Genomic DNA, 21060 nt, shown 5'->3' on the forward strand with positions numbered 1-21060 from the left:
GGGCCTCCGACCGGTCCGGACCCCGGAGTTGTGGCAGGGCCGCCCGGTGTCGCTATCATCGCACGGTTCCACAGAGGCCGAGCGGCCCGCTCGCGCCCACCCCCGCCGACACAGGACACCTCGTGGCGAACATCGCATCACAGAAGAAGCGCAACCGTCAGAACGAGAAGCGCCGCCTCCGCAACAAGGCCGTGCGCGCCGAGCTGAAGACGCGCCAGAAGAAGGCCGAGACCGCGGCGACCAACGGAGCCGAGGACGCCGAGGCGACCTACCGCCTGGCGATCAAGCGCATCGACCAGGCCGCGGCCAAGGGCGTCCTCCACAAGAACGCCGCCAACCGCAAGAAGTCCCGCCTCACCAAGCGCCTCGCCAAGCTCTCCGCCGGCGAGTAGCCCACCGGCCCGCAGCGGCCGCTCCGTCGACCACGACCCCGCCCGGTGCGGGGTCGTGTCGCGCCCGGAGCTCGCTCGAAACCCTCAGCGGGTGGAGCTGAGCCGGGCCAGGCGAGCGACCAGGACCTCGAGGACCAGCTCGTCGTCCCACTCCTTGGCGCCGCGGAGATCGAGGTCCGCCTCGGCGAGGAGCAGCACCTGCTGGCGGATGCGGTCCGAGCCGAGGGTGCGAGCCAGGCGCATCAGCTTCTCGGCGGGGAACGGCGCCATCCCGAGCAGCTTCGCCGCCTCGTCGCGGGAGCGGACGCCGGAGCCGTCGAGCTTCATCAGGCCGGCCACGTGGCGGTGCAGGGTGGCCATGATCTGGAGGGCGTGGCGATCACCGCCCTCGATCATCCGGCGGAGCCGATCGAGCGCGGTGGCGATGTCGCCAGCGGAGATGGCGTCGGTGAGCTCCCACGGGGGGACCCCGCCGGCCTCGCCGACGAAGGGCTCCAGCTCGGCGACGCCGACCTTCGCACCGGGACCGTAGGTGCTCTCGAGCACGCCGAGGATCGCGCCGACCCGGTTGAGGTCCTCCCCGAGCCGCTCGGCCAGGACCTTCTGGGCGCGGGCGTCCAGGTGCACCGGCGACGCGTGGAGGTGCTCCTTCAGCCACGCGTCACGACCCTTGGCGTTGGCCGGCACGTCGGTGGCGACGACCGTCGCCCCTGCCCGCTTCAGCGCGTCGTTCAGGCTCTTGGGGACAGCGGCACGGCCGGTGAACTTCGGGCCCTTGTCCCACACCAGGACCAACGAGGTCGTGGGCAACGGGTCGTCCAGGTACGCGACCAGCGGTGCCACCGACTCGGCGGTGGTGAACCGGGCGAGGTGCCGGCCGACGACGATCCGTCGATCGGTGAGGAACGGAGGTGTCTGCGCCGCGTCGACGAGGGGGCTGATGTGCGCGCCGTCGCCGGCGAGGTAGCGCTCCTCGTCGAGCTCGTCGACGAGGAGGGAGCGGTCGCCGTCGCCGACGAGCTCGTCGACGATGCGACGCACCTCGTCGGCCACGAGGATGGCGTCGTCGCCCTTGACGAGGAACACGGGGGTGCTCATGCCGCGAGGAGCGCCGCGGCCACGTCGGCGGCGCGGCGGGTGGCCTTCACGTCGTGGGCGCGCAGGACCCGGCAGCCGAGCATCACACCGAGCACGTGGGCGCCGAGCGTGCCGTACCCGACCTGGGTCACGTCGGTGTCGAGGAGGTGGGCGAGGAAGCGCTTGTTGGAGGCGGAGAGGAAGACGGGGTGGCCGAGGTCCGCGAGCGAGTCGCTGTGCCGCAGCAGCTCGAGCGACTGCGCCTCGGTCTTGCCGAGGTCGAGCCCGGCGTCGACCATCACGCGCTGGGGCGGGATGCCGGCGTCGACCGCGCGCCGGGCCCGCTCGGCGAGGAACGCCCGCACGTCGGCGACCACGTCGTCGTACTCCGGGTTCGGGTCGGCCACCCGGGGAGCGAGCCGGATGTGGGTGGCGACCACGGAGGCGCCCCCGGCGGCGCACGTCGGCAGGTAGTCGGGATCGCCGAAGCCGGAGATGTCGTTGCCGACGACCGCGCCGGCGGCGATCGCCTCCCGGATCACGCTGCTCCGCCACGTGTCGACCGACAGCGGGAGGTCGAAGCGGGCGTGGAGGGCCTCGACCGCGGGGACCACCCGCTCGAGCTCCTCGTCCTCCCCCACCTCCTCACCCGGACCGGCCTTCACCCCGCCGACGTCGAGGAAGTCGGCGCCGTCGGCGACGAGGGTGTCGGCCTTGCGGAGGAAGTCGTCGAAGGCCCAGTAGCTGCCCTTGTCGTAGAACGAGTCGGGCGTCCGGTTGAGGATGCCCATGACGACGGCGCGATGGGTGATGTCGAAGCGGTGTTCGCCGAGCCAGAGCTCCACCGGTCGGACGCTACACGGGGTAGCGTGCCGGCCACGCCGACTCCGGGGGGACACGTTGGCCGAGCTCACCGCGGTGCCCGAACCGTCGACGACGGAACCGGAGCAGCGCATCTACTACGGGTACTACCTGGTCGTCGCGGCACTGGTCGCCCAGTTCGTGTCCATGGGTGCGGGGAACTACATCCTCGGTCCGTTCCTCGAACCGATGACCGAGGACCTCGGCTGGTCCCGCTCGGAGTTCACGCTCGCCCGCACGATCGGCCAGGTGGTCCTCGCGGGGTGCGGGGTGTTCATCGGCGCCCACGTGGACCGGAACGGCGGGCGCCGCCTGATGCTCGTCGGCACCGCCGTGCTCGCCACCTCGATGGTCGCCCTCAGTGCGATCGACGTGCTCTGGCAGTGGCTCCTCGTCTACGGCATCGCCGCGTCGACCGGCGCGGCGATGACGGGGAACCTGGTTGTGAACGTCACGCTCTCCAAGTGGTTCGTCGTGCTGCGGGGACGGGCGGTCGGATGGGCCTCGATGGGCGTCTCGCTCGCCGGCGTGGCCCTCACCCCCCTGGCGACGGCGATGATCGACGCGTGGGGCTGGCGCGTGGCGTGGCGCGGCCTCGCCGTGGGTGCGCTCGTGCTGCTCGTCCCCGCGGCGCTCGTCATGCGGCGGGCCCCGGAGGACCACGGGCTGAACCCGGACGGCGCCTCCGCCGAGCAGGCCGCCGGCGAGGACGGCGAGCGGGCGCGCGTGGACCTCGCCGAGTCGCTGACCGCGCGCGAGGCCCTGCGGACCTCGGCCTTCTACCTCCTGGTCGTGGCGTTCGGCATGTTCGTCGTGACCATCGGCGTGATGCTGCTGCAGACGGTGCCGTTCATGACCGACGCGGGCTACGACCGCTCCACGGCCTCGTTCATGATCACGCTCGCCTCCGTACCGGCGCTGCTCTCGAAGCCGGCGTGGGGCTTCCTGATGGACCGGTACCCGCCGAACAAGCTGGCGTCGCTCGGCGCGGCGGTGACCGGCGCGTCGATGGTGATCCTGACGAGCAGCGTGCGCGCCGGGTTCGACCAGGGCGCCTACCTCGGGTTCTTCCTGCTCGGACTCGGATGGGGTGGGCTCATCCCCCTCCAAGAGGTGATCTGGGCGACGTTCTTCGGCCGACGGCACCTCGGCGCGGTGCGCAGCGCCGCGATGCCGTTCTCCCTGGTGATCGGAGCCGGTGCCCCGCTCCTCGCGTCGTGGTACTTCGACCAGGTCGGCAACTACGACGGCGCGTTCTACGCCGTGGCGGCGATGAACGCCACGGCCGCCGTGCTGCTGCTCTTCGCCCGGCGACCCACCAGGACGGCACCTCCGCCGGCGGAGGCCCCCGAGGTCGTGGCACCGGCACCGAGCTGACCGTCACCTCCAGCTGCGGGGAGGTGTCGGCGACCTCGATGGTCAGCGCCCCGACCAGCACGCGGCTGTCGGCTGCGGGCACCGCACCGCCGGGGATCCTGTGACCCTCGGGAGCGAGGACGAGTCGCGGCCGGGCGCGATCGTGGAGGACCGCGACGGCTTCGGCCGCACGAGCGCCGCCGTGACGGGCGACGACGACGTCGATCTCGCCCACGCCCTGGCGTCGCAGACCCTCGAGCAGCGCGTCGACGCGCACGTCGGCGTCGAGCACGACGACGACCGCCCCCTCGGCGATGTGGAGGGTGGCACCCGGGCCCAGTGCCGCCGTCCGGTCCCCCGCGCGCTGGGCGACCCAGCCCGGGTGCACGAGGGCCACGGCGAGCACGACGCCGGCGAGGCTGCGACCGTGGCCCCTCGCCGCCGCCAGCACGGCGGCCGCGCCGGCGACGACCACGACGTGGCGCGCCGTGAGCTCGCCCAGCGGGAGCGCGGCGGCGCGCTCGGCCACGAGCTGGATCCAGCCGACGGCGAGGCGGGTGGGCAGGTGCAGCACGGCGTCGAGGGGTGGGCCGACGAGGCCGGCGAGGAGGCCCGCCGGCAGCCCCCACACGACGGTGAGCCCGGCCGCTGGACCGGCCAGCAGGTTCGCGGGGAGCGATGCCACCGGCATCGGGCCGAACGCCGAGAGGAGGAACGGCGCCACGGCGAGCTGCGCCGCGCCGGTGACGGCGAGGGCCGCCGCCACCGGCCGCGGTCCGGGCAGCGCGAGCGCCAGGCGGCCGCTCCACCAGATGATGCCGGCCGATGCCGCCGTCGAGAGGCGGAAGGCCAGAGAACGAGCGAGGAACGGGTCGACGAGCAGCAGGAGGACCACCGCGAGCGGCAGGATGCGCCGCGCGTCCGCTGCCCGGCCGGCCGCGACGGCGACGGCGCTCGACCCGGCCATCACCGTGGCCCGCAGCACCGACGGTTCGAAGCGGGTGAGGAGCGCGAAGAAGCCGAGCAGCAGCAGGGTCGCCACGAGCCGTCGCGGGATCGTGGTGCCGGCGAGCAGCGGTGCGGCCAGCGCCAGCACGAACGCCACGTTCGACCCGGACACGGCGAGGAGGTGCGACAACCCCGAGCCGCGGAAGTCGTCGACGACCTGAGGGGTCTGACCACGGTCGTCGCCGAGGACCAGCCCCAGGAACAGCGACCGCGCCGCGTCCCCCATCGACGACGCGCCGGCATCGAGGGTGCGGCGGAGCCCGTTGGCCGCGCGGGAGGGCAGGTGCCCGGGCGACCACCCCTCCACCTCGTGGATCGTCATGCGACCGCGCACGTGGCGAACGCGGAGCCACGGTGCATCGGGAGGTGGCGGTGCGAGCGTCCCGACGACCACGACCCGCTCGCCGGCGAGCCGCGGTCCGAGGCGGGCCGCCGCCGAGCCACGGGCCCACGCCTCGACCCGTGCACCGCCGACGCGGACGTCGGCGCGCACGGACGGCCCGAACCGCTCAGGGTCCGAGAGGAGCGTCACGGTGCCCGTGTGGGACCGTGGCTCGATCGGAGCGGCGCCGGACTCCGCCCGGTCCGCCATCGTCGTCGTCAGCAACCCGACGGCCACGACGCCGAGGACGGTCGCGAGGGCCCGGCCCCACGTCGCCCGGGCCACGAGCACGGCCGCCGCGGCCAGAGCCGCACCGAGCCCCAGCGGCACCGGCGACGCGACGAGCGCGCCGCACCACGCCGCTGCGGCGGCCAGGAGGAGCGTGGCCGCGGTGCGGTCACCCACCGACCACCACCAGGTCGCGGATGGCCTCGAGCTTGGCCTCGCCGATGCCCCGGACCTCGAGGAGATCGTCGACCCGGCGGAACGGGCCGTGCTCCTCGCGGTGCGCCACGATGGCACTGGCCGTGGCCGGCCCCACACCCGGGAGGGCCTCGAGCGCGGTGGCGTCGGCTCGGTTGACGTCGACCTTCGCGTCGGCGCCGTCCCCGGACGTGCCGGCGAGGGGCACGCCGCCGTCGGGGCCGAGCACGGCCGGAACCTCGGGTTGGCCGCGGAGGGGGACGAACAGGCGGCTCCCGTCCGCGGCCGGCGCCGCGAGGTTCAGCCGGTCGAGGTCGGCGTCGGGCAGCGGCCCGCCCGCGGCGGCGAGCAGGTCGCCCACCCGCGCCGGTTCCGGGAGGACGTACACCCCCGGTCGCTGCACCGCGCCGGCGACGTGCACCGTGACCTCGGCGGGCACGGTCGTGGTGGAGCCGCCCTCCGGCGCCTCGGAGCGGTCGTCCGCGGCGGCGTACGGGATGGAGATCTCGGGCGGAGGCGGCTCGTCGCGTCGCCAGGCGACGACCACGGCCACCGCCACCAGGAGGACGGCGACCGTCCCACCGACGACGGCGACCACCGACGCGCCGAGGCGGTCGGCGACCTCGACGACCAGCTCTCGGGCTGACGACGGCCCCGTCCCGGGGGACGGCGGCAGCGGCGACGACACGGCGGACCCTCCACGAAGCGCGAGACAGCGACGTGGGGGAAGGTCGACGCGGACGTCGAGGCGTCAGGCTACCGGCTCACCCGAGCGGGGAACAGGGGCGGCGGTGGATGCTCGGCCGGGTCAGTAGAGGCGTGCGGCGAGCTGCCGGCGGTAGACGGCCGTGCGCGGGTCGTCGGGGCCGAGCACCTCGAGGATGTCGACGAACTCCTGGCGGGCGGCGTCGTCGTCCTTCACCTGGTCGAGGAGCGCGGCCAGCTTGGCGTCCACGTCGTCGCCCTCCGGGGCGCCGCCGGTGCGGGCCAGGGCGGCCACCCGCCGGACCTCCGGCGTGTCGGGCACCCGGGCGAGGAGCTCGAGCGCCTCCTCGGAGCGGTCCGAACCCACCAGCAGCTCGGCGAGGGCCACGACGGCACCCTCGTGCCCGGGATCAAGCTCGAGGGCGGCGCGCAGCGAGTCCTCGTCGCCAGCGGCGATCAGGCGATCGATCTCGGTCTCCTCCTCCGACGGCAGGAGGCCGTGGACGAACGCCGCCACGGCGGCCTCGCCCTGGGCGCCGACGAACCCGTCCACGACGTTGCGGTCCTTGACCGCGTAGACCGCCGGGATGCCCTGAACCCGGAACGCGGTCGAGATCTCGGGGTTCTCGTCGACGTTGACCTTGGCGAGCACGACCTTGCCCTCGGTCCCGTCGACGACCTTCTCGATGATCGGTCCGAGGGTGCGGCACGGCCCGCACCAGGGGGCCCACAGGTCGACCACGACGGGTGTCGTGACCGACCGGTCGAGCACGTCGGACTCGAAGGTGGCGTCGGTGACGTCGATGACCATGCCGCCAGGATACGGACGTCGGCTGCGTGCCCCTATCCTCCCGGCGGGGAGGGCATCTGCCCGCCGGGGGACGCGCCGCGACAGGAGATCCGGGTGAGCGAGGACGTGAAGGGCATCCAGACCGAGCAGGTGACGGAGTGGTTCCGGGCGCACGCTCCTGCGGTCGAGCCGCCGCTGACGTTCGACCTGATCGCCGGTGGGCACTCCAACCTCACCTACAAGGTCACGGACCAGGACGGGCGCCGGTGGGTGCTGCGCCGGCCGCCGCTCGGGCAGGTCCTGGCGACCGCCCACGACATGGGGCGCGAGCACCGCATCATCTCGGCCCTGGCCCCGACCGACGTCCCCGTCGCACCCACGGTCGGGCTCTGCACCGACGAGGCGGTCAACGGGGCGCCGTTCTACGTCATGGACTTCGTCGACGGCCTGGTGATCCGCGCCGCCGAGGTCGGCGAGCAGCTCACGCCGGAGCAGCGCCGCGCTGCGGGCGAGTCGCTCGTCGACACGATGGCGCGCATCCACGCCGTGGACGTGGACGCCGTGGGCCTGGGCGACCTCGGCCGCAAGGAGGACTACCTCGCCCGGCAGCTGAAGCGCTGGTACGGGCAGTGGAACAGCTCGAAGACGCGGGAGCTCCCTGCGGTCGACGAGGTGCACGACCACCTCGTGGCCCACCTGCCGCCCCAGCACGGGGCGACGATCGTCCACGGCGACTACCGGCTCGACAACTGCCTCGTCTCCCCGGAGGGCGACGTGGTCGCGGTGCTCGACTGGGAGATCTGCACCCTCGGCGACCCCCTCGCCGACCTCGGCCTCCTGATGGTCTACTGGGCCGATCCGGAGGACGACGCGTCGGGCCTCCTCTCCCCCGCCACCGCGCTGCCCGGGTTCCCGAACCGCCAGGAGCTCGTCGACAGGTACGCCGCCGCCTCGGGCCGTGACGTGTCGAACCTCCCCGTCTACGTGGCGTTCGGGTACTGGAAGCTCGCGTGCATAGTCGAGGGCGTCTACGCCCGCTACCTCGGCGGTTCGATGGGCACGTCCGACCCCGCCCAGTTCGAGGTCTTCAAGAGCCAGGTCGAGCACTACGCCGAGTCCGCCCGCCGCCACCTGGAGCTGGCATGACCGACCTCTACGACTACCACCAGCACCCCGACGTCGAGTCGCCGGTGCTCGTGCTGGCGCTCGAGGGCTGGATCGACGCCGGCGGTGCCGCGTCGCGCGCCGCCGCCGCGCTGCTCGACGAGGCCGAGACCACCGAGGTCGCCACCTTCGACGCCGACACGCTGCTCGACCACCGGGCCCGGCGGCCGATCATGCACATCGAGGCCGGCATGAACACCGGGCTGACCTGGCCGAGCATCCGCCTCCTCGCGCTGTCCGACGCGCGCGGCAACGACGTGCTCGTCCTCACCGGAGCGGAGCCCGACCACCACTGGCGTGCGGTCGCCGGGGCGGTCGTCGACCTCGCGCTCGAGCTCGGCACGCGCAGCGTGCTCGGCCTCGGTGCCTACCCCGCCGCCGTGCCGCACACCCGGCCACCGCTGCTCGCCTCCACCGCCACCGATCCGCTGCTCGTCGAGCAGGTCGGCGGCATCCGCACCACGGTCGACGTCCCTGCCGGGATCCACGCCGCGATCGAGGACCGCTGCCGCGACGTCGGCCTGCCCGCCGTCGGGCTCTGGGCCCAGGTCCCCCACTACGCATCCGGCATGCCCTATCCCGCCGCGGCGCTGGTGCTCGTCGAGAAGGTCAACGAGCTCGGCAACCTCTGGTTCCCGACCGGCTCGCTCGCCGAGGAAGCGGCCGCGGTCCGGGCCCGCCTCGACGACCTGGTCGCCGACAGCGCCGAGCACCTCCAGCTGCTGCGGCAGCTGGAGGCACAAGCCGACGAGCGTGCCGGGCACCTCGTCGACCGGCCGGCGACCGAGGTCGACCTGCCGAGCGGCGAGGAGCTGGCCGGGGAGATCGAGCGGTTCCTGCGCGACCAGGACGGCTGAGGTCGAGGCGCTGGGATAGCGTCCGGCCCCATGAAGGTCGACGGCAACATCGGAAGCGTCACCCAGGCCGCGCAGGGCGCGGCCGCGGCCGAGGCGGCCGGCTACGACGGCGTGTGGACCGCCGAGACGAGCCAGGACCCGTTCCTGCCGCTGCTCCTCGGCGCCGAGCACACCGAGCGCATCGAGCTGGGCACGTCGATCGCGGTGGCGTTCGCCCGGAACCCGATGACGCTCGCCCAGACGGCGTACGACCTGCAGCGGTTCTCCGGCGGTCGGTTCATCCTCGGCCTCGGCTCCCAGATCAAGTCGCACATCACCAAGCGCTTCTCGATGCCGTGGTCGCACCCCGCGCCGCGCATGCGGGAGATGGTCCTCGCCATCCGCGCCATCTGGGACACCTGGAACAACGGCACGAGGCTCGACTTCCGTGGGGACTTCTACACCCACACGCTCATGACGCCCTTCTTCGATCCGGGCCCCAACCCGCACGGCGACGCCAAGATCTTCATCGCCGGTGTCGGCCCGCTGATGACGAAGGTGGCCGGCGAGGTGTGCGACGGGTTCCTGGTCCACGGCTTCACGACCGAGTCCTACCTGCGCGAGGTCACCCTGCCGGCGCTCGAGGAGGGCATGGCGGCAGGCGGACGGGCCCGGGCCGACTTCGAGATCTCGTTCCCCGCGTTCGTGGTCACCGGGGCGACCGAGGAGGCCATGGCCGCGTCCGCCGACGCGACCCGTCGCCAGATCGCGTTCTACGGCTCGACCCCCGCCTACCGCGGCGTGCTCGAGCACCACGGCTGGGGCGACCTGCAGACCGAGCTCAACACCCTGTCGAAGCAGGGCGAGTGGGCCCGGATGGGCACGCTGATCGACGACGAGATCCTCGGGACCTTCGCCGTCGTGGCCGAACCGTCGCAGGTCGCGGCGGGGCTGAAGGGCCGCTACGGCGACGTCGTCGACCGCATCAGCTTCTACGCCCCCTACGAGTCGGACCCCGACACCTGGCTGCCCGTGATCGAGGAGCTGCGCAGGTCGTAGCGGCACAGGACGGGGTCGCGGTGTAAGGGATCCGGCGCCGGCCGGTCAGGACCTCCGCACAGCCACGGCAGCCGCGCTGCCTCGCCCCGAAGAGGTCCGACCATGCGCCCCACGATCCGCTCCGCCACCTCGCTCGCCCTCGCCGCGCTCGTCGGCGTCACCGCCACTGCCGCCGGCGCGGCCTCGGCCCGTCCCGACGACGTCATCCCCGTCCCCGGCGCGACCCCGCCGACGATCCACATCAGCCAGGAGACCCACGCCGAGGGCACCGGCGGACCGACCGGCTTCCACTTCACGGTCAGCCTGTCCCACCCCTCGGACCAGCCGGTCTCCGTGGACCTGGTGACGACGCCCGGGTCCGCGACCTCGCCGTCGGACCACCAGTCCGTCCCCGCCACGGTGGTGTTCGCCCCCGGTCAGACGACCGCGGACTACGTCGTGTCGGTCGTCGGCGACGCCGTGCCCGAGGGCGACGAGGAGTTCGTCGTCGAGATGAGCAACGCCCAGGGCGGCACGATCGTCGGCGGCGGCGGCCTCGGCACGATCCTGGACGACGACGGCCGGGGGCCGGGAGGGTTCACGACGTCGTGGGCCTCCGTCCGACACCTCGTGCAGCTGGTGCTGTCCCTCCCGGCCTGAGCCGGCCGTCAGTCGCCGCCGACCAGCGTCGACTCCGCCTCGGGCTCGGCCTCGCCGCCGTCGACCGGCACGGTGAGGTCGAGCACGGGCTCGGCGTGGCCCTCGACGTCGAGCGTGGGCAGGAGCCGGTCGAGCCAGCGGGGCAGCCACCAGTTCCTGTCGCCGAGCAGCTCCATCGTCGCCGGCACGAGGAGCATCCGGACGATCGTCGCGTCGAGGAGGATCGCCGTCGCCAGGCCCGTGCCCATCAGCTTCACGACCCGGTCGTTCTCGAGGATGAAGCTGCCGAAGATGAACACCATGATCGCCGCGGCGGCGGTGATGACCTTGGCGGTCGCCGCGAGCCCGTCGGCCACCGAGGTGCGGGCGTCACCGGTGCGGTGCCACTCCTCGCGGATCCGTGACAGCAGGAACACCTCGTAGTCCATCGAGAGCCCGAACACGATGGCGAACAGCATCATCGGCGCCCACGGCTCGATGGGTGCCGGCGCCACGCCGGTGAGGTCGCTCAACCAGCCCCACTGGAACAGGGCGACGATCACGCCGTAGGAGGCGCCGATCGACAGGAGGTTCATCAGCACGGCCTTCAGGGGCACGAGCAGCGACCGGAAGACGACCATCAGCAGGAGGAACGACAACAGGAGGACGGCGGAGAGGAAGTACGGCATCCGCGACGACAGGTAGTGGGAGAAGTCGATGTTGACCGCCACGCCGCCGGTCACCGCCACATCGGTGCCGATGGCGCCTTCGAGGGGCGGCAGGACCTCCTCGCGGAGGCGCTCCACCAGCCGTGTCGTCTCGACCTCCTGGGGGCCGGTCGTGGGGACGACGTTCCACACGACGGCGGAGGGCGCCGCGGGATCGTCGAACTGGGCCGGCGACACGAACGCCACGCCGGGATCGGCGTCGATCGCCGAGGTCACGGCGGCGACGGCATCGAGGTCGGCGCCGTCGGGCAGGGGTGCGGCCATCAGCAGCGGGCCGTTGAACCCGGGGCCGAACCCCTCGACCAGCAGCTCGTACGCCTGGCGGGTGGACGTGTCCTCCGGGAAGTTGCTCTCGTCGGAGAAGCCGAGCCGCAGCGAGAACACCGGGATCGCGAGCACGCAGAGGGCGGCGGCGCTGAGCAGCGCCGTCGTCCACGGTCGGTGCTGGATCATCCGGCTCCACCGGTAGGCGAGCGTCTCGTCGTGCGGACGCGGGGGGCGGTGGATGACCTGCCGCTTGAGCGGACCGACGAAGAGCCCGGCCACGAGCACGACGCCGGCGACCGGGAAGGCGACGACGAGCGGCGTGAGCCCCAATCCGACGCCGACGAGCCCGAGCGCCACCAGTCCGGCGGCGATCAGCCCCCGCCAGCGGGTGAGCTCGACCCGCTCCCCCGCGAAGCCGAGGAGAGCCGGCAGGAGGGTGAGGGAGGCGGCGATCGTGACCGCGACGACGGACGCCGCCGCGACGGCCAGGCCCTGGACGAAGCTGACGGCCATCAGGAGCATGCCGAGGAGCGAGATCACGACGGTGGTGCCGGCGAAGAGGACCGAACGTCCCGCGGTGTCGAGCGCGGTGCCGACCGCCTCGCGGACCGTGTGCCCGCCGTGCAGCTGCTCTCGGTAGCGGGTGACGATGAGCAGCGCATAGTCGATGCCGACGCCGAGGCCGATCATGATCCCAAGGAACGTGGCGAAGTCGGGCACCGACATGACGTTGCTGAGGAGGCCGACGAGCGTGGTCCCGAGGCCGATGCCGAACAGCGCGACGCCCACGGGGAGCCCCATCGCGAGGACCGAGCCGAACGCGGCGATGAGGATGACGATGGCGAAGGCGAGCCCGAGGATCTCCGACGACGGTTCCTCGAACTCGGCGAAGATGAAGCCACCGAGCTCGATCCGCAGTCCCTCGACCTCGGGCAGCGCCTCGACGACGTCGCCGCGGATCTCCTCGGCGCGCGGGAACGGGATGTCGGGGTCGAGCTCGATGTTGGCGTAGGCGATCTGCCCCGCCCCGGGCCCCTGCGACGAGATCAGCCGACCACCGTCCGCGTCGTAGGGGCTCTCGATGCGCACGACCTCGGGCACGTCGTCGAAGAGGGCGAGCACCGAGGTGACCGCCTCCTGCACCTCGGGGTCGTCGACGCCCTGATCGGCACGGAACACCACGGTGCCGACGATGCCGGTCCCCTCGCCGCCGAAGGACTCGTCGAGGATGTCGAACCCGACCTTCGACTCCACGTCGGGCAGGTTGAACTCGTCGCGGAAGTCGTTGCCGGCCGCCCCCGCCACCGCGCCGCCGAGCAGCAGCACGGCCACCCACGCGCCGAGGACCAGACGTCGGCGGTCGTGGCACCACCTACCCAATCGAGCGAACACGGGACCTCCCCAGAGAGTCGTCGTCCGCGCTATGACGCCTCTACGCTCCGTCGCTCATCGGTCGACGGCAAGGAGATTTCGGGCACAGCTCAGGCGCGCTGGAGGTCGACCTCGAGGTAGCGCTGGCGGCAGAGCGACCGCTGCAGCTTGCCCGACGAGGTCTTCGGGAGCGTCCCCGGCGGCACGAGCACGATGTCCTTGGCCGGCGTGCCGACCACGCGTCGCACGTGCTCGTTGATCGTCCCGTGCATGGCGGCCGTGTCCTCCGCCTTGGTCTCGGCGACGACGACGATCGCCTCGCGCCCGTTGCGCCCCTCGACGCCGAACGCGATGACGTTGCCCGGTCGCACGCCGTCCACGCCCGACACGGCCCGCTCGATGTCCTCCGGGAAGACGTTGCGGCCTCCGACGATGATCACGTCCTTGATGCGCCCGCACATCACGAGCTCGTCGTCGATCGTGTACGCGAGGTCCCCCGTGCGGAGCCACCCGTCGCGGAACAGCTCCGCCGTCGCCTCGGGGTCGTTGTAGTAGCCCGAGCACACCGACGTGCCCTGGATCTCGAGCTCCCCCGCCTCCCGGTCGGACAGGACCTGGCCGGTGGCGGGGTCGACGATGCGGATCTGCAGGCCGGGCACGGCGCGGCCGAGCTTGGCGAGCCGCCGGGCGTGGGGGGCGTCGGCGTCGATCGGCGCGGCGTAGCGCTCCGACTCGAGGACCTTCAGGTCGACCACGTCGGTGCGCAGACCGGCCAGCGGCGGCGGGAACGTGCCGGCGATGGCGACCTCGGCCATCCCGAAGGCGGGGAAGACGGCCCCCGGACGCATCCCGAAGGGGGCGGCGGCGGCGACGAACGCCTCCACGGTGTCGGGATCGACAGGCTCCGCGCCGTTCAGGGCGATCCGCAGGCGCGACAGGTCGAGCCCCTCGGCCCGCCGCAGGGCGCGAGCCGCGAGGACGTAGGAGAAGTTGGGGCCGGCGGTCGCCGTGCCGCCGAAGTCGGACAGCCACTGCATCCACCGCAGCGGCGCAGCCATGAAGTCCTGCGGGGCGCCGAGCACCAGGTCGGTGCCGGTGGTCATGGCCAGCGTGAGCAGTCCCACGAGTCCCATGTCGTGGTAGAGCGGCAGCCACGAGACGAGGACGTCGTCGTCGGGGTCCAGCGCCGCGGCCTCGGCGATGGCGTCGAGGTTCGCGCCGACCGCCCGGTGCGGGAGGGCGACGCCCTTGGGGTCGGCGGTGGAGCCGCTGGTGAACTGCAGGATCGCCAGGCGGTCGAGGTCGTCGGCCGGACGCTCGTAGCGTGACGCACCGCCCGGGCCCGACACCTCGTCGAGCCCGACGATCGGGGGGTCGCCCGGCTCGGGTTCGACGAACGGGGCGAGGTCGGGGTCGATGAGGAAGAGGGCGACGTCCGCCCGATGGAGCCGGCGACGGGTCGCGGCGACGAACTCCTCGATCGAGCCCATCCGCATCGGGATGGGCATGACGACGATGGTCGCCCCGGCCAGCCAGACGGCTTGGATCGCCGTGACGAGCGGGCGGCTGGTGGGGCCGAGGATCGCGACGTGGTCACCGGGGGCGACGCCCCGGGCCTGGAGCCCCGCGGCCATCGACCGGGCGTCGTCGTGGAGCTGGGACCACGGCACCCGCACCGGATCCTCGGCGCCGACGAACGTGATGGCCCCGCCCCTGTGGGCGGAGGCTTCGATGCGCGCGGAGAGGCTCGACATGGACCGTTCGACCCTCGCCGGCTGTACGGCGTTACGCCCTACGCGACGACGTTCACCAGCTTCGGCGGGCGGGCGATCACCTTGCGGGGCTCGGCGCCGCCGAGCTGGGCCTGGACCTTCTCGGAGGCCAGCGCCGCAGCCACCGCCGCGTCCTCGTCGAGGCCGGCGTCGACCTCGATGCGGTCGCGCACCTTGCCGTTGACCTGGACCACCATCGTCACGGTCGCCACCGCCAGCTTCGAGGGGTCGGCGGTGGGCCAGGTCTGGGTGTGGACCGAGTCGCCGTGGCGGCGCTCCCACAGCTCGGCCGTGATGTGCGGGGTCATCGGCGCCATGACCTTCAGCAGGGTGTCGACCGCCTCGTCGAGGGTCTCGCGCCGGGCGCCGTCGTCGGATTGGGCGTAGCGGTAGAGCTCGTTCACGAGCTCCATGCACCCGGCGACCGCGGTGTTGTACGACCACCGCTCGAACTCGTCGGTGATGCGGACGATCAGCTGGTGCGTGGCCCGCTCGATCGCCTCATCGGCGGGCGTCGGGGCGCGGTCCACCGCCGTGCCGATCTCGCCGTTGGCCAGGCGCCAGACCCGGGCGAGGAAGCGGCTGGCCCCCTCGATGGTGACGGCGTCCCAGTCGACGTCGTCGCTCGGCGGGGAGACGAAGAGGTGGGCGAGCCGCAGCGCGTCGGCCCCGTCGCTGTCGATGATCTCCTCGGGGGCGACCAGGTTGCCCTTCGACTTCGACATCTTGGCGCCGTGGAGCCGCACCATCCCCTGGGTGAACAGGCGCTTGAACGGCTCGCGCAGCTCCTTCGGGGCGTAGCCGAGGTCGGCCAGCGCCTTGGTGAAGAAGCGGGCGTACATCAGGTGGAGGATGGCGTGCTCCACGCCGCCGATGTACTGGTCGACGGGCAGCCAGCGCGACGCCGCGTCGGCGGAGAACGGGGCGGACTCGTTGAAGGGGTCGGCGAAGCGCAGGAAGTACCAGGACGAGTCGACGAACGTGTCCATGGTGTCGGTCTCGCGGGTGGCCGGGCCGCGGCAGGTGGGGCACTCGGCGCGCAGGAAGCCCTCGTGGAGCTTGAGCGGCGACTCGCCGGTGGGCAGGAACTCGACGTCGTCGGGCGCCAGGACGGGCAGCTCCTCGTCGGGCACCGGGACGATGCCGCACGACGGGCAGTGCACCACGGGGATCGGGCACCCCCAGAAGCGCTGGCGGGACAGGAGCCAGTCGCGCAGGCGGTAGTTGACCGTGCGCTCGCCGATGCCGCGCTCCTCGAGCCAGTCGATGGCGGCGGCGATCGCCGTCGTCTTGTCCATGCCGTCGAGCCAGTCGCTGTTGATGCGCGGCCCGTCGCCTGTGTACGCCTCCCCCTCCCAGCCCTCCGGCGGCTGCACCGTGCGCACGATCGGCAGGCCGTAGGCGGTGGCGAAGTCCCAGTCGCGCTGGTCCTCGGCCGGGACGGCCATGATCGCCCCCGTGCCGTACGTGGTGAGGACGTAGTCGGCCAGGTAGATCGGCACCGGCTTCCCGGTGAACGGGTTGCGGGCGTAGGCGCCGGTGAAGATGCCGCGCTTCTCGAGCGGTCCCTCGGCCGAGAGGCGGTCGATCTCGGTCTCCTTGCGGACCCGAGCGACGAACGCCTCGACCTCCGCCCGCCGCTCCTCCACCACGATCTCCTCGACGAGTTCGTGCTCGGGGGCGAGGACGGCGAACGTCATGCCGAAGCTGGTGTCGGGGCGGGTCGTGAAGACGCGGAACGACCGACCGCTCGGATGCGGCTCGCCGTCGGCGTCGACGACGTCCATGTCGAACTCCGCGCCCTTGGACCGCCCGATCCAGTTGCGCTGCATCGTCTTGACCCGCTCGGGCCACTCGAGGTCGTCGAGGTCGTCGAGCAGCTGGTCGGCGTAGTCGGTGATCTTGAAGAACCACTGCTCGAGGTCCCGCTTCTCGACCACGTCGCCGGAGCGCTCGCAGGTGCCGTCGGCCAGGACCTGCTCGTTGGCCAGCACCGTCTGGCACCCGGGGCACCAGTTCACCGGGGCCTCGGCCCGGTAGGCGAGCCCGGCCTCGAGGAAGCGCAGGAAGATCCACTGGGTCCACTTGATGTAGCTCGGGTCGTGGCTCTTGACCTGGCGGCGCCAGTCGTAGACGGCGCCGATGCGCTGGAGCGACGAGGCCAGCTCCTCGATGCGCGCGTCGGTGAAGGTGCGCGGGTGCTCGCCGGTGCGGATGGCGGCGTTCTCCGCGGGCAGCCCGAAGGAGTCGAAGCCGATCGGCGACAGCACGCCGTAGCCGTTCATCGTGCGGTAGCGGACGATGAGGTCGCCGAACGTGTAGTTCCGGACGTGACCCATGTGCGCCCGTCCGCTCGGGTACGGGTACATCGACAGCACGTAGTACGGCGGCCGCTGGTCGTCGTTGTCGATCTCGTACGCGCCGGAGTCGCGCCACCGCTGCTGCCACTTGGCCTCGATGGCCTGCACGTCGTACCCGTCGCTCATGGCGGCATCGTACCGAGGGGCCGTCGACCGGCCGAACCGTTCACCCCTGCTGCAGCGGCCGGATCTCGTCGTCCGCCGCCCAGCGGATGCCCTTGGTCTGGTTGTTCCGGGGAGGCGCCAGGCGGAGGTGGCGGCCGCGGGTGTGACGCTCGACCCGGCTTGCTCTGGCCGCCACGGGGTGCGATACAGTGCACCTTCCACTCGGGGCTATAGCTCAGTTGGTAGAGCGCTTCCATGGCATGGAAGAGGTCAGGAGTTCGATTCTCCTTAGCTCCACTCCCCGCCGGCGCAGCTGCGCCGGCGGTGTCGCGTCCGGGGCTCAGGCCTCGGCGGCGGCGGGCGGCTCGTCCCACTCCAGGCGGGGCACGTCGGACCAGAGCCGCTCGAGCTCGTAGAAGGCCCGGGCCTCGTCGTCGAAGACGTGCACGACGAAGTCCCCGTAGTCGACGAGGACCCACTGGAGCGTGTCCCGTCCCTCGACGCGCCGCGGCTTCGGACCGCCGGCCTCGGTGATCTTGGCCTCGACCTCGTCGACGAGGGTGCGGACCAACCGGCTGTTGCCGGCGCTGACGATGACGAAGGCGCCCGTGATCGCGACGACGCTGCCGACGTCGAGCACGACCGGGTCGTTGCCTCCCTTGGCGGCCGCGGCGCGGGCTGCGAGGAGCGCCCAGTGCGTGGGGTCCGTGTCCGTGTCGTGCTCGGTGCTGATGGTGACGCCTCTCTACGTGCCCAGGGCGCCGGCGAGGTCCTGGCCGATGACGACCACGATGTCGGCGCTCTCGTCGACCTCGTCGACCCTGGTCACGGTACCGAACCCGAGGGCCTCCGCGACCTCCTGGGCCTCCTCGCGGCGGGTGTCGTCCCAGTAGGTGATCTGGGTCTCGGCGTGGTCGAACCGGTCGGCGTTGCCCACCAGCACGACCTGGCCACCCGCCGCGACCACGCGCCGGGCCACCTCCACCGTGCCCTCCTGCGGACCCGTGCCCGCGAGCACGCGGACGAGCGGTCGGCTGCCGCCCGCGTTGCTCGCCGGGAACGGGACGACCTCGGGGATCACCCGATCGAGCACCTCGGGGGCGGCGACGAACGTCTCCGGTGTCGACGGGTCGCTCACGGGCACAGGCTCGACGGGAAGGGCCTCGAGGTGGACGGTGCCCGAGGCGATCGTCGGCAGGAAGCGGGCCAGCCCGCGCTCCTGCTCGCCGGGGAACTGCACGGCGGTCGGGTCCTCGGCCATCGCGTCGAGCCAGGCGCGCCACACGAGCTCCTGGCGGAAGAGGCGGTTGAGGCGGCTCTCGCCGGGCTGGAGCGCGGCGGCGTAGGCGGGCACCTGGCTCGGTTCGAGCACCAGCTCGCCGGCGGGGAACGCCACGTCGCCCTCGGCGTCGCGGAGGACGTCGGGGTTGGTGAGGGCCAGGGGCCCGGTCGAGCTGATGACGTCGCTCCATTCCGCCGGGTCGAGGACCACGACGTCGTCGATCGAGATGCCGAGCGCCCACTCGGCGGTGGCGCGCGCCGCGTCGAGCCCGCTGTACGCGTACGCCGCGTCGATCGGCAGCTCGCCGATGTCGGGGACGTCGCCCACCGTCGCCGGCGGCACGAGGAGCACACCGCCGCCGTCGCCGTCCTCGCTGGGCAGGCCGAGCAGGGTGGTGCCGACCAGCCCGCCGGCGTCGTCGACGTGGAGGACGAGCAGCGTCGGCGAGGGCGCGACCAGCGCCTGGAAGCCGGGCTCGTTCGGGTCGAGCTGGGGGTCGACGACCTGGCCGTCGCTGCTGTCGAGGATCACCTGCACGCCGATCCAGCCGAGCACGGGCACGGCGAGGCCGAGGAGGACCAGGGCCGCGACGTAGGCCGTCATCGCCCGCTGGTGGACGCGCTGCGCCCTGCGACGCTGCTCGGAGCGACGGGGGCGCCGATCCGGCGCGTCGGGAGCGTGGGGGAAGCGCGCCGGCACGTCCTGGTCCGCCTGGGTCGTCACGCGCCGTCCCGGTACAGCCCGCGCCCGAGGACGCAGGCGATGACGTCGCGCGGCAGCAGGTAGTCGAGCGGACGCCCGTCGCGGACCCGGGCGCGGATGTCGGTGCTCGAGATCTCGAGCTGGGGGACCTCGACGACCTCGTAGCGGTAGCCCTCGGGGGGCCGCGCCCCCTCGGTGCCCGGCCGGTCGACCACGACGATGTCGGCCAGCTCCTTCAGGCGCTCCGTGTGCTCCCAGGTGGGCAGCCCGGCGACGGCGTCGCTGCCGAGGATGAGGAACAGGTCGGCACCGGGCAGCTCGTCGTGGAGCTGGGCCAGCGTGTCGGCGGTGTAGGAGCGGCCGCCACGCCGGATCTCGATGTCGCTCGCCGCCAGCCCTTCGACGCCGTCGACCGCGGCGTCGACCATCGCGAGCCGATCGGCGGCGGGGCTGAGGTCGCGCACCCCGAGCTTCTGCCACGGTTCGTTGGCCACGACGAGGAGCACGCGATCGAGGCGGGCGCCGTGGCGGGCGTTGAGGGCGGCGACGAGGTGACCGACGTGGGGTGGGTCGAAGGTGCCACCGAAGATGCCCACGCGCTCACGTCTCCCCACCGCCGGCAGCTTACGGCGGAACCGACACCACTTCGGCGCACGGGCTTGGTACCTTGGTGGACCCCCTCGTCCCGCACCCACGACCCGACCGGCCGCCGCTGCGCAGGCCGCACCCGGTGCGACGGGGGTCACCCGCACCTTCCCTCACACGACGCCCATTACCGCCGATCCAATCGAGAGGCAACCCCGCCCGGGCCTGCGGTGACGCATTTCACCCGAGTGAGCGGAAGCAGCGCGGGGTACCAGTCGTTGAACCCCTTGCAGGGCTCCCCCCATCCCCCCACACCTCCCCTGCACCACGCGAGATGGGAATGACACGCACGTCGTTCCCGTTGGAGAGATCGTCATGAGTGATTCCGTCGGCCAGTACCTCAACGAGATCGGCGCCGTCCCCCTGCTCAACGCGCAGGAGGAGCGCGAGCTCGCCCAGATCATCGAGAAGGGCGCCGAGGCGCGCGCCCGGCTCGAGGCCGGGGAGACCGGCCGCGAGCTCACCCGGGCGGTGCGCGCCGCCGCCGCGGCGAAGGACCGCTTCATCCGGGCCAACCTGCGCCTGGTGGTCAGCGTCGCCCGTCGCTACCCGCTGCCCCCGAGCATGGAGCTGCTGGACCTCGTCCAGGAGGGCAACCTCGGGCTCGAGCACGCCGTCGACAAGTTCGACTGGCGCAAGGGCTTCAAGTTCTCCACCTACGCCACGTTCTGGATCCGCCAGGCCATCGGCCGGGCCCTCGACCAGAAGGCCAGCCTCGTCCGCCTGCCGGGCGACCGTTCGGCGAGCCTGCGAGCCGCCCTCCGCCAGGTGTCCGGCGACGGCGACGAGCTCGACGACGAGCACGCCCGCCTGCACCGGCTCACCACCCCGACCTCGCTCGACCGCACGATCGGCGACGACGACAGCAACGAGCTCATCGACCTGCTGTCCGACGGTGGCCCGAGCCCCGAGCAGGAGGTCATCGCCCGCTCCGACGAGGCGGCGGTCACCGGTCTCCTCGACGTCCTCGACCCCCGGGCACGTCGCGCCGTCGAGCAGCGGTTCGGCCTCGACGACGGCCGCAAGAAGTCCTACCGCGAGGTCGGCGAGGATCTCGGCGTCACCGCCGAGGCCGCTCGCCGGCTGGTCAAGCGGGCCGTCAACGTCGTGCGCGAGCAGGCGGCGGCGGCCACCGACGCCGCCTGACGCCGTGAACG

General features: G+C 72.8%; 18 protein-coding genes, 1 tRNA gene and 1 pseudogene. 8 read left to right on the forward strand and 12 right to left on the reverse strand.

Annotated features, from left to right (window positions below; genetic code table 11):
• Positions 1-122: 122 nt before the first annotated feature.
• Positions 123-392, forward strand: a complete 270-nt coding sequence (rpsT, locus tag GH723_RS11505; RefSeq protein ID WP_153759778.1) for a 30S ribosomal protein S20 — start codon at positions 123-125, stop codon at positions 390-392.
• A gap of 84 nt (positions 393-476) precedes the next feature.
• Here the strand turns inward: rpsT and holA are convergent, their stop codons facing one another.
• Positions 477-1490 (reverse strand): DNA polymerase III subunit delta, encoded by a 1014-nt coding sequence (gene holA / locus GH723_RS11510; protein ID WP_153759779.1) that lies wholly within the window; start codon positions 1488-1490, stop codon positions 477-479.
• Positions 1487-2314, reverse strand: a complete 828-nt coding sequence (gene folP / locus GH723_RS11515; RefSeq protein WP_195210264.1) for a dihydropteroate synthase — start codon at positions 2312-2314, stop codon at positions 1487-1489. Before folP ends, holA begins: the two co-directional genes overlap by 4 nt.
• 55 nt (positions 2315-2369) lie before the next feature.
• Here folP and GH723_RS18850 point away from each other — a divergent pair, with 55 nt between their 5' ends.
• Positions 2370-3707, forward strand: coding sequence for an MFS transporter (locus tag GH723_RS18850; RefSeq protein WP_229022794.1), 1338 nt, complete (start codon positions 2370-2372; stop codon positions 3705-3707).
• Positions 3708-4137: 430 nt separating this feature from the next.
• Here GH723_RS18850 and GH723_RS18855 read toward each other — a convergent pair.
• The 3 genes and pseudogenes from GH723_RS18855 to GH723_RS11535 form a co-directional block, all read right to left on the reverse strand.
• A pseudogene (locus GH723_RS18855) lies at positions 4138-5286 on the reverse strand (ComEC/Rec2 family competence protein); the annotation flags it as partial.
• A gap of 187 nt (positions 5287-5473) precedes the next feature.
• Complete coding sequence (locus tag GH723_RS11530; protein ID WP_153759783.1) at positions 5474-6187, reverse strand: ComEA family DNA-binding protein; 714 nt, start codon at positions 6185-6187, stop codon at positions 5474-5476.
• A gap of 120 nt (positions 6188-6307) precedes the next feature.
• Complete coding sequence (locus GH723_RS11535; RefSeq protein ID WP_153759784.1) at positions 6308-7015, reverse strand: tetratricopeptide repeat protein; 708 nt, start codon at positions 7013-7015, stop codon at positions 6308-6310.
• A 93-nt stretch (positions 7016-7108) separates the two neighbouring features.
• On the opposite strand from GH723_RS11535, the gene GH723_RS11540 reads away from it, so the two are divergent.
• The 4 genes from GH723_RS11540 to GH723_RS11555 all read left to right on the forward strand — a co-directional run bounded on the left by GH723_RS11540 (position 7109) and on the right by GH723_RS11555 (position 10692).
• Positions 7109-8140: a phosphotransferase family protein gene (locus GH723_RS11540; protein ID WP_229022795.1), complete on the forward strand. Its 1032-nt coding sequence runs from the start codon at positions 7109-7111 to the stop codon at positions 8138-8140.
• Positions 8137-9015: a proteasome assembly chaperone family protein gene (locus GH723_RS11545; protein WP_153759785.1), complete on the forward strand. Its 879-nt coding sequence runs from the start codon at positions 8137-8139 to the stop codon at positions 9013-9015. Before GH723_RS11540 ends, GH723_RS11545 begins: the two co-directional genes overlap by 4 nt.
• 30 nt (positions 9016-9045) lie before the next feature.
• Positions 9046-10053: an LLM class F420-dependent oxidoreductase gene (locus tag GH723_RS11550; RefSeq protein ID WP_153759786.1), complete on the forward strand. Its 1008-nt coding sequence runs from the start codon at positions 9046-9048 to the stop codon at positions 10051-10053.
• 102 nt (positions 10054-10155) lie between these two features.
• Positions 10156-10692 carry a Calx-beta domain-containing protein gene (locus GH723_RS11555; protein ID WP_153759787.1) on the forward strand — a complete coding sequence of 179 codons (537 nt, stop codon included), beginning with the start codon at positions 10156-10158 and terminating at the stop codon, positions 10690-10692.
• 8 nt (positions 10693-10700) lie between these two features.
• Here the strand turns inward: GH723_RS11555 and GH723_RS11560 are convergent, their stop codons facing one another.
• The 4 genes from GH723_RS11560 to GH723_RS19050 all read right to left on the reverse strand — a co-directional run bounded on the left by GH723_RS11560 (position 10701) and on the right by GH723_RS19050 (position 17470).
• Positions 10701-12998: an MMPL family transporter gene (locus GH723_RS11560; RefSeq protein ID WP_229022796.1), complete on the reverse strand. Its 2298-nt coding sequence runs from the start codon at positions 12996-12998 to the stop codon at positions 10701-10703.
• Between the two features lie 149 nt (positions 12999-13147).
• Positions 13148-14791, reverse strand: a complete 1644-nt coding sequence (locus tag GH723_RS11565; RefSeq protein ID WP_153759789.1) for an AMP-binding protein — start codon at positions 14789-14791, stop codon at positions 13148-13150.
• Positions 14792-14829: 38 nt separating this feature from the next.
• Positions 14830-17295: a leucine--tRNA ligase gene (leuS, locus tag GH723_RS11570; RefSeq protein ID WP_153759790.1), complete on the reverse strand. Its 2466-nt coding sequence runs from the start codon at positions 17293-17295 to the stop codon at positions 14830-14832.
• 40 nt (positions 17296-17335) lie between these two features.
• On the reverse strand, positions 17336-17470 hold the full coding sequence (locus GH723_RS19050; protein WP_267471315.1) for a hypothetical protein: 135 nt from the start codon (positions 17468-17470) through the stop codon (positions 17336-17338).
• 28 nt (positions 17471-17498) lie between these two features.
• Between GH723_RS19050 and GH723_RS11575 the strand changes: the two genes are divergently transcribed.
• Positions 17499-17571, forward strand: a tRNA-Ala gene (locus GH723_RS11575).
• A 43-nt stretch (positions 17572-17614) separates the two neighbouring features.
• Here the strand turns inward: GH723_RS11575 and rsfS are convergent.
• From rsfS to nadD, 3 genes are read right to left on the reverse strand one after another with little or no spacing between them, the layout of a single operon-like run.
• Positions 17615-18007 carry a ribosome silencing factor gene (gene rsfS / locus GH723_RS11580; RefSeq protein ID WP_153759791.1) on the reverse strand — a complete coding sequence of 131 codons (393 nt, stop codon included), beginning with the start codon at positions 18005-18007 and terminating at the stop codon, positions 17615-17617.
• A gap of 12 nt (positions 18008-18019) precedes the next feature.
• Positions 18020-19279, reverse strand: coding sequence for an LCP family protein (locus tag GH723_RS11585; protein WP_153759792.1), 1260 nt, complete (start codon positions 19277-19279; stop codon positions 18020-18022).
• The gene (gene nadD, locus GH723_RS11590; protein WP_195210265.1) at positions 19276-19872 is read right to left on the reverse strand and encodes a nicotinate-nucleotide adenylyltransferase; all 597 of its coding nucleotides are present in this window, start codon (positions 19870-19872) and stop codon (positions 19276-19278) included. Before nadD ends, GH723_RS11585 begins: the two co-directional genes overlap by 4 nt.
• A gap of 346 nt (positions 19873-20218) precedes the next feature.
• On the opposite strand from nadD, the gene GH723_RS11595 reads away from it, so the two are divergent.
• Entirely contained in the window at positions 20219-21049 is an 831-nt protein-coding gene (locus GH723_RS11595; protein WP_153759794.1) for a sigma-70 family RNA polymerase sigma factor, read from the forward strand.
• Positions 21050-21060 lie beyond the last annotated feature (11 nt).

Origin of the sequence: Actinomarinicola tropica, assembly GCF_009650215.1 — a bacterium.
GTDB classification, from domain to species: Bacteria; Actinomycetota; Acidimicrobiia; order Acidimicrobiales; family SKKL01; genus Actinomarinicola; species Actinomarinicola tropica.

Coding starts and splice junctions, on each gene's coding strand:
- GH723_RS11565 (WP_153759789.1), bottom strand. CDS start 14,791: ATGTCGAGCCTCTCCGCGCGCATCGAAGCCTCCGCCCACAGGGGCGGG.
- GH723_RS11550 (WP_153759786.1), top strand. CDS start 9,046: ATGAAGGTCGACGGCAACATCGGAAGCGTCACCCAGGCCGCGCAGGGC.
- GH723_RS11595 (WP_153759794.1), top strand. CDS start 20,219: ATGAGTGATTCCGTCGGCCAGTACCTCAACGAGATCGGCGCCGTCCCC.
- GH723_RS11545 (WP_153759785.1), top strand. CDS start 8,137: ATGACCGACCTCTACGACTACCACCAGCACCCCGACGTCGAGTCGCCG.
- GH723_RS11555 (WP_153759787.1), top strand. CDS start 10,156: ATGCGCCCCACGATCCGCTCCGCCACCTCGCTCGCCCTCGCCGCGCTC.
- GH723_RS11535 (WP_153759784.1), bottom strand. CDS start 7,015: ATGGTCATCGACGTCACCGACGCCACCTTCGAGTCCGACGTGCTCGAC.
- holA (WP_153759779.1), bottom strand. CDS start 1,490: ATGAGCACCCCCGTGTTCCTCGTCAAGGGCGACGACGCCATCCTCGTG.
- leuS (WP_153759790.1), bottom strand. CDS start 17,295: ATGAGCGACGGGTACGACGTGCAGGCCATCGAGGCCAAGTGGCAGCAG.